Source organism: Agromyces indicus (assembly GCF_031432295.1).
GTDB classification, from domain to species: Bacteria; Actinomycetota; Actinomycetes; order Actinomycetales; family Microbacteriaceae; genus Agromyces; species Agromyces indicus.
In genome coordinates this window covers 85,437-99,004 of sequence record NZ_JAVKGS010000002.1, presented here as the reverse complement: position 1 = coordinate 99,004, position 13,568 = coordinate 85,437, and the positions used below count along the sequence as shown (strand labels likewise).

At 73.0% G+C, this 13,568-nt stretch carries 14 protein-coding genes; 6 read left to right on the top strand and 8 right to left on the bottom strand.

The genetic code is table 11. From position 1 onward, the window contains the following. Nucleotides 1-2: 2 nt before the first annotated feature. The 3 genes from RH861_RS06700 to RH861_RS06690 form a co-directional block, all read right to left on the bottom strand. On the bottom strand, nt 3-212 hold the full coding sequence (locus RH861_RS06700) for a dodecin (protein ID WP_067945797.1): 210 nt from the start codon (nt 210-212) through the stop codon (nt 3-5). Nucleotides 213-285: 73 nt separating this feature from the next. Next, entirely contained in the window at nt 286-1,575 is a 1,290-nt protein-coding gene (locus RH861_RS06695) for a hypothetical protein (RefSeq protein WP_310520357.1), read from the bottom strand. Between the two features lie 72 nt (nt 1,576-1,647). Next, nucleotides 1,648-2,232 (bottom strand): RNA polymerase sigma factor, encoded by a 585-nt coding sequence (locus RH861_RS06690; protein ID WP_310520356.1) that lies wholly within the window; start codon nt 2,230-2,232, stop codon nt 1,648-1,650. 140 nt (nt 2,233-2,372) lie between these two features. On the opposite strand from RH861_RS06690, the gene RH861_RS06685 reads away from it, so the two are divergent. Continuing rightward, entirely contained in the window at nt 2,373-3,122 is a 750-nt protein-coding gene (locus RH861_RS06685) for an alpha/beta fold hydrolase (protein ID WP_310520355.1), read from the top strand. A 12-nt stretch (nt 3,123-3,134) separates the two neighbouring features. Here the strand turns inward: RH861_RS06685 and ychF are convergent, their stop codons facing one another. After that, nucleotides 3,135-4,208 carry a redox-regulated ATPase YchF gene (gene ychF / locus RH861_RS06680; protein WP_310520354.1) on the bottom strand — a complete coding sequence of 358 codons (1,074 nt, stop codon included), beginning with the start codon at nt 4,206-4,208 and terminating at the stop codon, nt 3,135-3,137. A 150-nt stretch (nt 4,209-4,358) separates the two neighbouring features. Here ychF and RH861_RS06675 point away from each other — a divergent pair, with 150 nt between their 5' ends. Continuing rightward, the gene (locus RH861_RS06675) at nt 4,359-4,910 is read left to right on the top strand and encodes a DUF7363 domain-containing protein (protein ID WP_310520353.1); all 552 of its coding nucleotides are present in this window, start codon (nt 4,359-4,361) and stop codon (nt 4,908-4,910) included. On the opposite strand, the gene RH861_RS06670 is transcribed toward RH861_RS06675, so the two are convergent. After that, nucleotides 4,879-5,676 carry a class I SAM-dependent methyltransferase gene (locus RH861_RS06670; protein WP_248598562.1) on the bottom strand — a complete coding sequence of 266 codons (798 nt, stop codon included), beginning with the start codon at nt 5,674-5,676 and terminating at the stop codon, nt 4,879-4,881. The two genes, RH861_RS06675 and RH861_RS06670, sit on opposite strands and share 32 nt — an antisense overlap. Before the next feature lie 132 nt (nt 5,677-5,808). On the opposite strand from RH861_RS06670, the gene RH861_RS06665 reads away from it, so the two are divergent. The 3 genes from RH861_RS06665 (at nt 5,809) to RH861_RS06655 (ending at nt 8,891) form a co-directional block, all read left to right on the top strand. After that, nucleotides 5,809-6,426: an exonuclease domain-containing protein gene (locus tag RH861_RS06665; protein ID WP_310520352.1), complete on the top strand. Its 618-nt coding sequence runs from the start codon at nt 5,809-5,811 to the stop codon at nt 6,424-6,426. Nucleotides 6,427-6,491: 65 nt separating this feature from the next. After that, nucleotides 6,492-7,307: an SDR family oxidoreductase gene (locus RH861_RS06660; RefSeq protein ID WP_310520351.1), complete on the top strand. Its 816-nt coding sequence runs from the start codon at nt 6,492-6,494 to the stop codon at nt 7,305-7,307. 90 nt (nt 7,308-7,397) lie between these two features. Then, nucleotides 7,398-8,891, top strand: coding sequence for a DNA recombination protein RmuC (locus RH861_RS06655; protein WP_310520350.1), 1,494 nt, complete (start codon nt 7,398-7,400; stop codon nt 8,889-8,891). On the opposite strand, the gene RH861_RS06650 is transcribed toward RH861_RS06655, so the two are convergent. From RH861_RS06650 to RH861_RS06640, 3 genes are all read right to left on the bottom strand, one after another. Continuing rightward, nucleotides 8,883-10,283, bottom strand: coding sequence for an MFS transporter (locus RH861_RS06650; protein ID WP_310520349.1), 1,401 nt, complete (start codon nt 10,281-10,283; stop codon nt 8,883-8,885). The genes RH861_RS06655 and RH861_RS06650 overlap by 9 nt on opposite strands. Before the next feature lie 81 nt (nt 10,284-10,364). Continuing rightward, nucleotides 10,365-11,366, bottom strand: coding sequence for a class II fructose-bisphosphatase (gene glpX, locus RH861_RS06645; protein WP_067945810.1), 1,002 nt, complete (start codon nt 11,364-11,366; stop codon nt 10,365-10,367). A 135-nt stretch (nt 11,367-11,501) separates the two neighbouring features. Next, nucleotides 11,502-12,428: a fructose-bisphosphatase class II gene (locus tag RH861_RS06640; RefSeq protein WP_310520348.1), complete on the bottom strand. Its 927-nt coding sequence runs from the start codon at nt 12,426-12,428 to the stop codon at nt 11,502-11,504. A 106-nt stretch (nt 12,429-12,534) separates the two neighbouring features. Here RH861_RS06640 and fbaA point away from each other — a divergent pair, with 106 nt between their 5' ends. Further along, nucleotides 12,535-13,566, top strand: coding sequence for a class II fructose-bisphosphate aldolase (gene fbaA, locus RH861_RS06635; protein ID WP_067947482.1), 1,032 nt, complete (start codon nt 12,535-12,537; stop codon nt 13,564-13,566). Nucleotides 13,567-13,568: the final 2 nt, after the last annotated feature.

Genomic DNA, 13,568 nt, shown 5'->3' with positions numbered 1-13,568 from the left:
GGTCAGTCGTCGAGCCGGAACCCGACCTTCAGCGTCACCTGGAAGTGCGCGATGTTCCCGCCCTCGACGTGACCGCGAGTGGAGATCACCTCGAACCAGTCGACGTTCCTGAGCGTCGAGGTCGCCCGTGCGATGGCGTTCCGGATGGCGGCGTCCTGGCTCTCGGAGGAGCTTCCGACGATCTCGGTGACGCGGTAGACGTGGTCGTGCATGGCCGGCTCCTGACTTCCCCGCGTCGGCGCGGGATTCCTCGACCCTAGTCGGGCACGCGGCCGAGCGACAGGATCACTCGACGGAGAAGTCGAGACTCGACTCCGCGACCGCGATGACCGACCACGTGCCGCCGTCGGCGTCGGTGAACTCGTACGCCGGCACCACCAGGACGCTGCCGTCGGGCTGCCACTGGCTCGCGAGCCCGAGCCGCGCCTCGACGATCTCCACGTCGTTCACGGGCCACGACACGGCGACGCCGGGCTCCGGTGCCGCGGGCGGCTCGGTCGGCGGCACCCACTCCGGCATGTCAGTCACGGGCAGGTCGCGCGCCTCGGCGGGCAGCGCGATCATCGTCGACGCGAACCGAGGGTCGGACAGCCGCTCGAACGCCTCCTGCTCGCTCACCACGGGGTAGTCGCCGAGTTCGACGAGGTCCGCGAGCATCCCGGACGCGCTGACGATGCCGCGGTCCGACAGCTCGACGCCCCAGGCCTGGTCGATCCGCTGGCCGTCCACGACGGGCCAGGCCTGCGCCGTGCGCGTCACGGCACCCTCCCACGTCTCCGAGGCGAACTCGAACGCGGCGGCGTCGCGCCCGGTGGACTCGATCAGGGAGCGCAGCGCGTCGATCGCCGCCTGCTCGCTCGGGATCTCCCCGGCCGGCTCGCAGGTCTCCGCGCCGTCGCCGCACTGCCACGGGCTGTTCGCCGGATCGGAGTACCAGAATCCGAGCGTGCCGTCGAGCGAGACCCCGAGCGCGGGGCCGGTGCCGTCCTTCGGCCCGACCGACCAGGATCCGTCCGCGAGTTCCGGCGTGCCCTCGACACCGAGGACCCCCGCCAGCGCGGCGACGGTGTCGGCATCGGATGCCGCGCGGGCGTCGTACCCGTAGGCCGCTGCCGTTCCGCCCGAGGTCGAGAGTCCCGACGCGCTGAACGAGTTGCGCCCGCCGCCCCATGATGGCCAGCTCATCCCCTGGGCGCCTGGCTCCGGCATCATCCGGTCGCCGGTCGCGATCTCGGGCATGGCGCCGCCCTCGGTCGCCGCGCCCTCGGGCGGGCCCTGCAGGGAGATCGGCGGCGCGGCCCCCCCGGCGAGAACGGCCGGACCCGCGGTGGCGGAGCCGATGCCGTACCCCACCGCGCCGACGACGACGAGCGCGGCGGCCGCCGCAGCCACCGGCATCCGCGCCGGTCGCCGGCGGGCCCGCTCCGCGGTGAGGTCGGCGACGGGGGCCGATCCGCCCGTCTCGGCCGCGGCCCGCGCCACGACCTCGTCGGCGAACCCGTCACGGGCCTCGACGCCCGCAGCCGGGTCCGCGGCGCGCAGCCGTTCCATCGGGTCGCGCTGGTCGTCGTTCATGTCGATCACCTTCCGTGGCATCCGCTCTCACCCATGCCTGTGTGCCGCGTGAGCCGAACCTTGCAGGAGTCGCTAGAACGACATCCGCTCGCCCCACGCCTCGCGCAGGCGCTTGCGGGCCCTCGAGAGCGCGGCGTCGGCGCCCGACCGCGAGATGCCGAGCACCTGCGCGAGCTCCTCGCCGTCGAGGCCCTCCCACGCGTGCAGCAGGAGGATGCGCCGGTCGCGTTCGCCCACGCTCATGAGCGCGCCGCGCAGTTCGTCGTCGAACAGGGCGCTGAGCTCGGGATCGGTGCGCACGCGTGCGTCACCTGCGTCGGGCACCTCGTCGACGGGGAGGTCGACGAGCTTGCGGCGGTGGTTCGCGAGCGTGAAGCCCGCCGTGCGGTACAGCCAGGGCAGCACGGCCTCGCGGGGCACGTCGTCGCGCCGGCGCCACGCGGTCGCGAACACCTCGGCGGTGAGATCTTCCGCGTCCTGGCGGGGTCCGCGGCGAGCGAAGTACTTCACCAGCGCCGTCGAGTGCTCGCGCACCACGTCCGTGAACCACGCGAGCGCATCGGTGCCGTCCTCGACCGGCTGCGGCTCGGCGCGGTCGGGCATCGGCTCCCCCAGGGTCGAATCGGCGTCTGCGGCGTCGGTGCTGGCGATCCTCACACCCTGCCTGTGTCGCGACTGCGCCGAGTCTTGCACGGCGCGCCCGCCCCGAAGATCACGGATCGGTCGCGATCGGGGAACCCATCGCTCCAGCGGACCACGCCTTGAGCCGCGGCAGGACGCGCGAGTACCCTCTCCGCATGTCGGCGGTCCCGGTGGAGGTGTGGGGCTCCGGCGAGCGCGTCGTGCTCGTCCACGGGTCGCTCGCGACCGGACCGGCCGAGTGGGCGGCGCAGCGACCGCTCGGCGATCACGGCTACGAACTCGTCATCCCGACGCGACGGGCGTACGCCGGCGAGCCCGGCGCCGTCGGCGAGGACTTCCTCAGCGACGGCGACGACGTGGCCGCGCTGCTCGGCGACGGCGCCCACCTCGTCGGCCACTCCTACGGCGGGCTCGTGGCGATGGTCGCCGCGGCGCGACGACCGCACGCGGTGCGCTCCCTGGTGCTCGCCGAACCCCCGGCATTCGACGCGGCCTCCGCGCACCCGGCGGTGCGACGGCTGCGACGCGACATCGAGCAGGCGCTCGTATCGCCGGGAGACGACCGCGAGTTCCTCGACGGGTTCCTCGAACTGGTCGGATCGCCGGTCGACGAGATCCCGGCCGACGTCATGCGCGACCTGACCGCACTGGTCCCGGCGCTACGCCGCGCGCGTCAGCCGTGGTCGGGCGCGATCCCCGTCGACGAGGTGCGCGACGCGGCGTTCCCCACGGTGGTCGTCTCCGGCGACCATCACGAGGCGTTCACGGCCATGTGCGACGGGCTCGCCCGCGACCTCGGCGCCGACCTCCGAACGGTGACCGGCGCCGGACACGAGATCCAGCTCGCCGCCGCCGACTTCAACGCCCTGCTGCTCGCCCTCTGGCGATCGACGGCTCCGCGCTGAGCGGATGCCGCGTCAGACGTTGAAGCGGAACTCCACCACGTCGCCGTCCTGCATGACGTAGTCCTTGCCCTCCATGCGGGCCTTGCCGCGCGCGCGGGCCTCAGCGACCGAGCCGGCGTCGACGAGGTCGTCGAACGAGATGACCTCGGCCTTGATGAAGCCCTTCTCGAAGTCGGTGTGGATGACGCCGGCCGCCTGCGGCGCCTTCCAGCCCTTGCGGATGGTCCAGGCGCGCGACTCCTTGGGGCCGGCCGTGAGGTAGGTCTGCAGTCCGAGCGTGTCGAAGCCGACGCGCGCGAGCTGGTCGAGGCCCGACTCCTCCTGGCCGGTCGACGCGAGCAGCTCCGCGGCATCCGCCGGGTCGAGGTCGATGAGCTCGGACTCGATCTTCGCGTCGAGGAAGACCGCCTCGGCGGGGGCCACGAGTGCGGCGAGTTCCGCCTTGCGGGCGGCATCCGTCAGCACCGCCTCGTCGACGTTGAAGACGTAGATGAAGGGCTTGGCCGTGAGCAGGCCGAGTTCGGCGATGGGTGCGAGGTCGACGGATGCCGCGGACAGGGGCGTGCCCTGCTGCAGCACCTCCTGCGCCTCCTTCGCCGCGGCGAGCACGGACGGGTCGAGCTTCTTGCCCTTGACCTCCTTCTCGTAACGCGTGATGGCGCGCTCGAGCGTCTCGAGGTCGGCGAGGATGAGCTCGGTGTTGATGGTCTCCATGTCGTTCTTCGGGTCGACGGCGCCGTCGACGTGCACGACGTCGGAATCCTCGAATCCGCGCACGACCTGCGCGATCGCGTCGGCCTCGCGGATGTTGGCGAGGAACTTGTTGCCGAGCCCCTCGCCCTCGCTCGCGCCCTTGACGATGCCGGCGATGTCGACGAACGACACGGCCGCGGGGAGGATGCGCTCGGAGCCGAAGATCCCGGCGAGCTGCTCGAGTCGCGGGTCGGGCAGGTTCACCACGCCGACGTTCGGCTCGATCGTCGCGAACGGGTAGTTCGCGGCGAGCACCTGGTTCTTGGTGAGGGCGTTGAAGAGCGTCGACTTGCCGACGTTCGGGAGACCGACGATTCCGATGGTGAGAGCCACGGGGGTCAATCGTACCCCGCGGCTCCCGCGTCCCCCGTGCGTCTCGGTGCGGTCCCTGATGCGGCAGCGGATGCCGGGACGTAGCGTCGCCGGAGCGGGGAACGACTCCCCGCTCGACTGCGCATGGAGCGCACACCGGGAGGGGTACGGATGCTGCAGGAAGGACGTGCCGCCGTCGAGGCGCACGCGGAGGCGCAGGTGAAGCCGATCGTCGCCGTGGGCTCGGCCACCACGGTGCGGGTCGTGCTGACCGCCGCCCCGCACGCCTCGAGCCGAGCTGCGGATGGCACGGCGACCGGCGGCCGCGCGGTCGAGCCGGCGACCCGTCACCTGTCGGTCAGCGTGGAGCCGCACGGCCTGAAGCTCGCGCTCGGCGTCCGCCGCACGCGCTCGCTGCGGCTCTCCCCCGGCGGGCGCGCCGCCGCGACGTTCCGCCTCGTCGGCGTCGAGCCGGGCCCCGGAGCCGTGCCGGTCGTGATCCGCAGCGACGACGGCGACGCGCTCGCGACGCTGCAGTTGACGGTCGAGGTGGTCGGCTCCGGCGATCACGACCAGACGGGCGTGGCTCGCGTGTCCGCGGTGGTGCCCGCCTGTCCGGTCCTCGCGGAATCCGCCCCGGCGCAGGACGAGCCCGAGCAGCGCGCCGAACCGGTGCCTCCGGCCGGCGAGGTCACGGCCGCCGGGTCCGGAAGCACCGCGTGACGTAGGGCACGGCCAGCTCGTCCGCACCGGCGACGTCCGGGTGCGTGTCGAGCAGGGTCTCGATCGCGGCCACGACCGCGCGCTGCTCGTCCGGCGGCGCGGTGATCCAGTGGCTGCGTGAGCGCACGAGGTCCAGGAACCTCGCCCGCGTCATCCGCTCGACCCACTCGACCCGGTGCTCCTCGATGGGTCCGAAGGGACGCCCGACGCGCACGTACGACTCGAACGTGGCCGACGCGTCGTGCCGCTCGTGCATGATGGCGCCGGCCTCGCGCAACCAGTCCGCCGAGGTGTCGCGGCTGTTCCAGACCAGTCCGAGGGTGCCGCCCGGCCGGAGCACCCGCGCGATCTCGGGCACGGCACGCTCGGGTTGGAACCAGTGCCACGCCTGACCGGCGACGACCGCGTCGACCGACGCGTCCTCGACGGGGATGTCCTCGGCGGTGCCGAGGATGCGCGGCACGCCGGGCACCCGGACCTCGAGTTCGTCGAGCATCTCCTCGACGGGGTCCACCGCGACGACGTCGAGGTCGAGCTGCACGAGCGCCTCGGTCAGCTTCCCGGTCCCGGCGCCGAGGTCGAGCACGCGACGCGCGTCCTCGACGAGCCAGGCGACGGCCTCCACCGGGTAGCCGGGCCGAGCCGCCCCGTACACGGATGCCACGGTCCCGAACGACCGCGCCACCGCCCGCGTCGCCGGGTCGCCGGGGTCGATCACGGGCGCGGCCCGTCCGCCGGCATGCCCCTGCTCGTCCGCTTCGCCCATGGTCGGCCCCCGATCCCCGTCCCGGACATTCCACGCCCGCGCCGCGGCATCCGTCAACCACCGCGTGCGCCGATCACCGACGCGCGGCGCGACGCGCCCGGCGGCGTCGCCCGGACGTGCGACGATCGGCGCGTGCCAGTCAGCTTCACCGCGATCGACTTCGAGACCGCCAACTCCTCCGCCGCGTCGGCGTGCTCGGTCGGGGTGGTGAAGGTCGTCGACGGCGTGGTGGTCGAGCGCGAGCACCGCTACATCCGCCCGCCGTTCCCGCACGGCGACTTCTCGCCCTGGAACGTGCGGATCCACGGGATCACCGCCGAGATGGTGGCCGAGGCCGCCGGCTGGGCGTCGCACCTGCCGTGGCTGCGCGAGTTCGCCGGCGACGACTGGCTCGTCGCGCACAACGCGGGGTTCGACATGGGCGTGATCGCGAAGACGTCCGAGGCGCACGGGCTGGCGGTACCCGACTTCCGGTACCTCTGCAGCCTGCAGGTCGCGCGGCGCACCTACCACCTCGACTCCTACCGCCTGCCGGTCGCGGCGATGGCCGCGGGGTTCGAGGACTTCTCGCACCACGACGCCCTGGCCGACGCCGAGGCCTGCGCGGCCATCGTGGTGCACGCGGCGAAGCGGCACGACGCCGACGACCTCGAACGCCTGGCCCACGTCACCCGCGTCAAGGTCGGGACGATCGGCGCCGCGGCGACGGCGCAGCGCGCGTCGCTGCACGGGCCGATGGCGCTGCAGTAGGCGTCAACCCCCTCGCGCGACGGCGCCTCCGTCGGCTTGGCTGGCGCTCGACGAAGGGAGCCGACATGGCCGAGCAGCACACCGACGAGTTCACGCCCCGCATCGCGATCGTGACCGGAGCCGATTCCGGGATCGGCCGCGCGACGGCCGTGGCGCTGGCCCGGGACGGCATGGACGTGGGCATCACGTACCACACCGACGCCGATGGGGCCGAGGAGACCGCGCGCGAGGTGCGCGAGCTCGGCCGGCGTGCGGAGGTCGTGCGGCTCGACGCGTCGGATGCGCCGGCGTGCGGGGACGTGGTCGACGACCTGTGCGAGCAACTCGGCGGCATCGACGTCTTCGTGAACAACGCCGGCACCGGCTCGGCGACCCCGTTCGTCGACCAGTCCTGGGACGAGTGGCGCGAGGTCGTGGCGACGGACCTGGACGGCGCGTTCGTCTGCCTGCAGCGGGCCGCGCGCAGGATGGTCTCCGCCGGTCGTGGCGGGCGCCTCATCGCGGTGACGAGCGTGCACGAGCACCAGCCGCGCGTGGGCTCCGCGGCGTACGACGCGGCCAAGCACGGCCTGGGCGGGCTGGTGAAGACCATCGCGCTCGAACTCGGAGAGCACGGCATCACCGCGAACTGCGTGGCGCCGGGCGAGATCGCGACGCCGATGACCGACCAGGAGGACGTGGACCCGACGACCGTGGACCGCCCGGGCGTGCCGCTCGGTCGCCCCGGCGACGCGCGCGAGATCGCCGCCGTGATCGCGTTCCTCGCCTCGCCGGGGGCGTCGTACGTCACGGGGGCATCGTGGGCCGTCGACGGCGGCATGCTGCAGATGGGCCCGCAGGCCGGCTCGCACCTCACGAGCGACGACTGGCGCCGCGTCTGAGCCCTGCGGGCGCGCGCCGTGCCGGGCAGGTTCCGGCGGCGCGCGACGCCGCGCCGAACGGATGTCGGGGGCCGCTGCCACACTGACGGCATGGACTTCCTCCTGCTGCTCATCGGCCTCCTCGTCGGCGGCGCGCTCGGCGCGCTGGTCATGCACGTCGTGGCGTCCCGTCGCCCGGGCGACGCGGTCGAACCGGTCGAGGATCCGGCGCTCGTCGAGGCGCGCCACGAGCGCGCCCTGCTCGAGCTGCGGGCCTCGGCCGAGGCCGAGCGCGCGGCGCTGCTCGCCGAGCAGCACGAGAAGCAGGCGATGCTCCGCGCCGAGCTGGCGGCGGCCGAGGCCGCCGCCGCGGGGCTCCGCGAGCAGCTCGAGCACCAGGTGCGCCAGCACCGCGAGGCCCTCGAGCAGCAGCGGCTCGACCAGGCCGAGCGCAGCGAGCGCGAACGCCGCGAGAGCGCCGTGCTGCAGGCGCTGAGCCCCGTGCGCGAGACCCTCGCGACGATGCAGCGCAAGGTGTCCGAGCTCGAGCAGCAGCGCAGCGAGCAGTACGGCTCGATCGCCGAGCAGCTCAAGCGGGCGCAGCTCTCCGACGCCGAGCTCCGTGCCACGACCGAGTCGCTGGCGAGCGCGCTGCGCAACAACAGCACCCGCGGGGTGTGGGGCGAGACGCAGCTGCGCCGAGTGGTGGAGGCCGCGGGGCTCACCCAGCACGTCGACTTCGAGCTGCAGACCCAGGTCACGACCGACCAGGGCCGCGGTCGCCCCGACATGGTCGTGAACCTGCCCGGCGGCAAGTACATCCCGCTCGACTCGAAGGTGCCACTCGAGCACTACCTCGAGGCGTCGAGCATCCCCGAGACCGCGACCGGCGAGGAGGGTGCGCGCCGCAAGTCGCTCATCGACCGGCACGTGAAGGCCATGCGCTCCCACATCGACGCCCTGGGCAAGAAGTCCTACTGGGAGGGGCTCGCGGCCAGTCCCGAGTTCGTGATCGCGTTCATCCCGAACGAGTCGCTGCTCTCCGCGGCACTCGAGGCCGACGCCGGCCTGCTGAACTACGCGTTCGATCGTCGCGTCGCCCTCGCGTCCCCCGTGAACCTGTTCGCCGTGCTCAAGACCATCGACTACGCGTGGCAGCAGCAGGCCGTGTCCGACGAGGCCAAGAAGCTGTTCGACCTCGGCAATACCCTTTACCAGCGCATCGGCGTGCTCGCCGGTCACGCCGACTCGCTGCGCAAGGCCATCGAGCGCACCGTCGACAGCTACAACAAGTTCGCCAGCTCGCTCGAGTCCCGCGTGCTCGTCACGGCGCGCCAGTTCCCCGGCATCAACGAGACCAAGCTCTCGCTCGTCGCCGAGCCCACGCCGATCCACGAGTCGCCGCGCCGGCTCTCCGCCCCGGAACTGACCGACGGCGACCCCGTGGCCGGGCTCACGGCGGCGGATCCGAGGCCCGCCGACGCCACCCCCGCGAGCGAGCCGATCGAGGCCGTTCCGGTGAGCGACGAACCCGTGGAGCTCATCATCGGCACCGACTTCGACGGCGCCGACCTCGATCCCCACATCCGCTCCGCCTCATCCTGACCCCTCGCGGGCGCCGCCGTCGCGCCCGCCGGTGGCCGGCGGCGGTTCGTGGCGCTCGTCCACCGGCGCTGCGAACCCCCCCCCCGCTTCGGCACCCGTCACCTGCGTCGGATCCATCGGGCCGTCGTCGAGCGGGTGCGCCAGTTCGTCCTCGCCGAGCCGGGCGGCCGCGAGGGTGATCACCGCGAGCAGCGGCGGCACCAGGCCGGCGATGAGGAACGCGGGCGCGAGGCCGAGCCACTCGCCCACCGGGCCGGCGATCGCCATCGACAGCGGCATCAGGGCGAGCGAGACGAAGAAGTCGAGGCTCGACACGCGGCCCAGCATCGCCGGCGGCACCCGGCGCTGCAGGAGCGTGCCCCAGACGACCTGCGCCGCGTCGAACAGGAACCCCACGATGAAGGTGGCGACGACCATCACCCACAGCCACGGCGTCACCCCGATCACCGCGAGCGGGATGCAGCCGAAGCCCCACGCGATGATCATGAGCGTGAGGTAGCGCCGCGGCAGCCGGAACGACGAGACCAGGAGCGAGCCGACGGCACCGCCGAGGCCGAACGCCGCGAGCACGAGCGCGAACTCCCCCGCGCCGCCGCCCGCCTGGTCCCGCACCGCGAACGGGATGAGCACCTCGATCGGGCCGATGACCACCAGCACGAGCAGGATCGAGAACGCGAGCGTGGCGAACAGCCACCGGGTGCGCAGCAGGTAGGCGAACCCGTCGCGCAGGTCCACGAACATCTGCCGCGCGGGATGCGCCGGCGTCCCCTCCTCGAACTCCCGACGCACCGCGGTGGTGCGCATGAGGCCGAGTGCCCCGACGGCGACCACCTGCAGCCCGGCGACCACGAGGAACGACAGCCACGGCCCCTGGAGGGCGATGAGCAGGCTCGCGAGCGCCGGCCCGGCCGCGTTCTGCGCGACCGGCCGCAGCACCCCCTCGACGCCGTTCGCGGCGAGGAGCTGCTCGGCCGGCAGGAGGGCGGGCAGCCACGCCGAGTACGCCGGATAGAAGAACCCGTCGGCGACGCCGAGCACGAACGACAGCACGGCGAGGTGCCAGACCTCGATCGCACCGGCCGCGGCGAGCCACCCGGCCGCCGCGAACACCGCGGCGCGGACCACCTCCACGACGAGCAGGATCCGCCGCTGCGGAACGCGGTCGGCGACTACGCCGCCCACCAGCACCGCCGCGACGAGTCCGAGGCTGGCGCCGACGGCGACGATCGACAGGTCGATGGGCGTGCCGCCGAGTTCGATCACCTGCCATGCGGCCGCGACGATCCAGGCACCCGCCGACAGCAGCGACGCGGCGAGGGCCACGACGAGCAGGCGGTACTGGCCGGAGCCGAACGGGCGGAGCGCCCGCGGCATCCGCGTCACGGAGGTCACCCGCCCAGTCTGCGCCAGCCCGGCGGGTGCCGCGAGCGGTTCAGCTCACGGCAGCGCGAGCGGGTATCGGCACCGTGCGGCTCAGCGGTCGTCCGCGTCGAGCCACTTCTCGACGAGGTGGTCGGCGCGGACCCGGCGGATGGTGCCCGACTTGCCGCGCAGCACGATCGACTCGGTGCGGATGATCGGCCCCTTCTTGCGCACGCCGTCGACCAGTTCGCCGTCGGTGACGCCCGTGGCGACGAAGAACGTGTTGTCGCCCCGGACGAGGTCGTCGAGCTCGTACACGCGGTCGCAGTCCAGGCCCGCCGCCTCGCCGGCCGCGCGCTCCTCGTCGTCCTTCGGGGCGAGGCGACCCTGCATGAATCCGCCGAGCGCCTTGATGGCGCATGCGGTGGTGATGCCCTCGGGGCTGCCGCCGATGCCGACGCACATGTCGATGCGCGACTCGTACCGGGCTGCGTTGATGCCGCCCGCGACGTCGCCGTCGCTGATCAGGCGGGTGCCGGCGCCCGTGGCGCGGATGTCGGCGATGAGCTGCTGGTGGCGCGGACGGTTCAGCACGGCGACGCGGAGGTCGCTGACATCGCGGCCCTTGGCCTTCGCGAGCGCCCGGAGGTTCTCGCCGATCGGCTTCCGGATGTCGACGACGCCGATGCCTGCGGCATCCGTCACGATCTTGTCCATGTAGAAGACGGATGACGCGTCGAGCATCGTGCCGCGATCGGCGACCGCGATCACCGACAGGGCGTTCTGCCGGCCCTCGGCGGTGAGGGTCGTGCCGTCGATCGGGTCGACCGCGATGTCGCACGCCGGCCCGCGCCCGTTGCCAACGTGCTCGCCGTTGAACAGCATGGGCGCCTCGTCCTTCTCGCCCTCGCCGATCACGACGACGCCGTCGAAGTCGACCGTGCTGAGGAAGGCGCGCATCGCGTCGACCGCCGCACGGTCGGCGCCGATCTTGTCGCCGCGCCCGATCCAGGGGTAGGAGCGGATGGCGGCGGCCTCGGTCGCGCGCACCAGCTCGAGGGCGATGTTGCGGTCGGGGTGGAGGTAGAGGCTTTCGGTCTCGGTGCTCGCCATCGAAGGGCCTTCCCTGAATGTCTGGGTGCGGCGACCGCGGCGGGTCGCGCGAACGGAGGGTCGGTTCGAGCCTACTGAGGAGGGCAGCCCGCGGGCCGTGGAACCGGCGCGATCGGCGCGAAAGATCGCGGATTCTTAACGCTCGGTCGCCCAGGCCATCGATCCGACCGACCACGACTCCCCCGCGGACAGGCGCACCCCCGGACCGAGATCGCACGGCGTCACCGCCGTGGCGAAGAACGCCGTCGCCGGGCCGCACAGTTCCGCGAGGCCGACGACCCGCTCGACATCGACGCCGGCGGCGGCGAGGCGTGCCGCCTCCGCCTCCGACTGCGGAGCCAGCCGCGCCTGCATCCAGCCGCCGAGCGCCCGGACGGCCGCGGCCGTGAGCACCCCCTCGGGCGCACCACCCACGCCGACGACCAGGTCGAGGTCGCCGTCGCCCCGGGCGGCACGGAGGCAGCGCTCGACGTCGCCGTGCGCGAACCGCTCGACGGCGGCACCCGCGTCGGCCGCCGCGTCGGCGAGGGCGGCGTTGCGTGGACGATCCTGCACGGCCACCCGCACGTCGGCGGCCGTCACCCCGCGGGCCCGGGCGATGCGGTCGATGGTCTCGGCCATCGGGGCATGGGGGTCGAGTCCGGGCACCCGGCTCACGAGCTTCGACATGTAGTGCGCGGGTCCGATCTCGAGGAACGCGCCTCGGGGAGCCACCGCCATCACCGCCATCGCGCCCGGCAGTGCGGCCGCGGCGAGGCTCGTGCCGTCGACCGGGTCCACCGCGATGTCGATCGCCGGGCCGCCGCCTGTTCCGAACCGCTCGCCGAGGTGCAGCATGGGGGCGTCGTCCTTCTCGCCCTCCCCGACCACGACCCGGCCGTCGGCGTCGGCTCCGGCGAGCGCCGCGCGCATGGCGGCGACGGCGGCGCCGTCGACCGCGTCGCGGTCGCCGCGGCCGACGAGCGGCACGGCGGCGACGGCGGCGAGCCGGGTCGCCTCGGCGAGCACGCGGTCGAGCGGACGGGTGTCGAGCGGCGGCTCGTGGGGCTGGGTCGAGGACACGGGTCCATCGTGCCCGATGCGGCTGCGGCATCCGTCACGCACCTGAGGCCGCCTCGACACGTCGCTAGACTCGTGCGCAACCCACGACTTCCCGAAGGAGCAAGGTATGCCCATCGCAACTCCCGAGCAGTACGCGCAGATGCTCGACACCGCCAAGGCCCAGGGCTTCGCCTTCCCGGCGTTCAACGTGTCGAGCTCGCAGACCCTCAACGCGGTGCTGCAGGGCCTCAGCGAGGCGGGCTCCGACGGCATCATCCAGGTCACCACGGGCGGCGCCGACTACTTCGCCGGCCACACGGTGAAGGCCCGCGCGGCCGGTGCGCTCGCGTTCGCGAAGTTCGCGCACGAGGTCGCGAAGGCGTACCCGGTCACCGTGGCGCTGCACACCGACCACTGCCCGAAGGAGGCGCTCGAAGGCTTCGTCTACCCGCTCATCGCCGCCTCCGAGGAGGAGGTGAAGGCGGGCCGCAACCCGATCTTCCAGTCGCACATGTGGGACGGCTCGGCCGTGCCGCTCGACGAGAACCTCGAGATCGCGAAGGACATCCTCCCGAAGCTGAAGAACATCAACGCCATCCTCGAGGTCGAGATCGGCGTCGTCGGCGGCGAGGAGGACGGGGTCAAGCACGAGGGCTCCAACGAGGCGCTCTACACGACGCTGAACGACGCGATCGCCGCCGTCGAGGCGCTCGGCCTCGGCGAGCAGGGCCGGTACATGGCGGCCCTCACCTTCGGCAACGTGCACGGCGTCTACAAGCCCGGCAACGTCAAGCTCCGCCCGTCGCTGCTGAAGGAGATCCAGGACGGCCTCGCCGCCAAGTACGGCACCGGCGAGAAGCCGCTCGACCTGGTCTTCCACGGCGGCTCCGGCTCGACCGACGAGGAGATCGCCGAGGCGGTCGCGAACGGCGTCGTGAAGATGAACATCGACACCGACACGCAGTACGCCTTCACGCGCGCGATCGCGGGCTACATGTTCACGAACTACGACGGCGTGCTCAAGGTCGACGGCGAGGTCGGCAACAAGAAGCAGTACGACCCCCGCGCCTGGGGCAAGGTCGCCGAGACGGCGATGGCCGCGCGCGTCGGCGAGTCCACGCGCCAGCTCGGCTCCGCCGGCAAGTCCATCTCGGCGTAGGG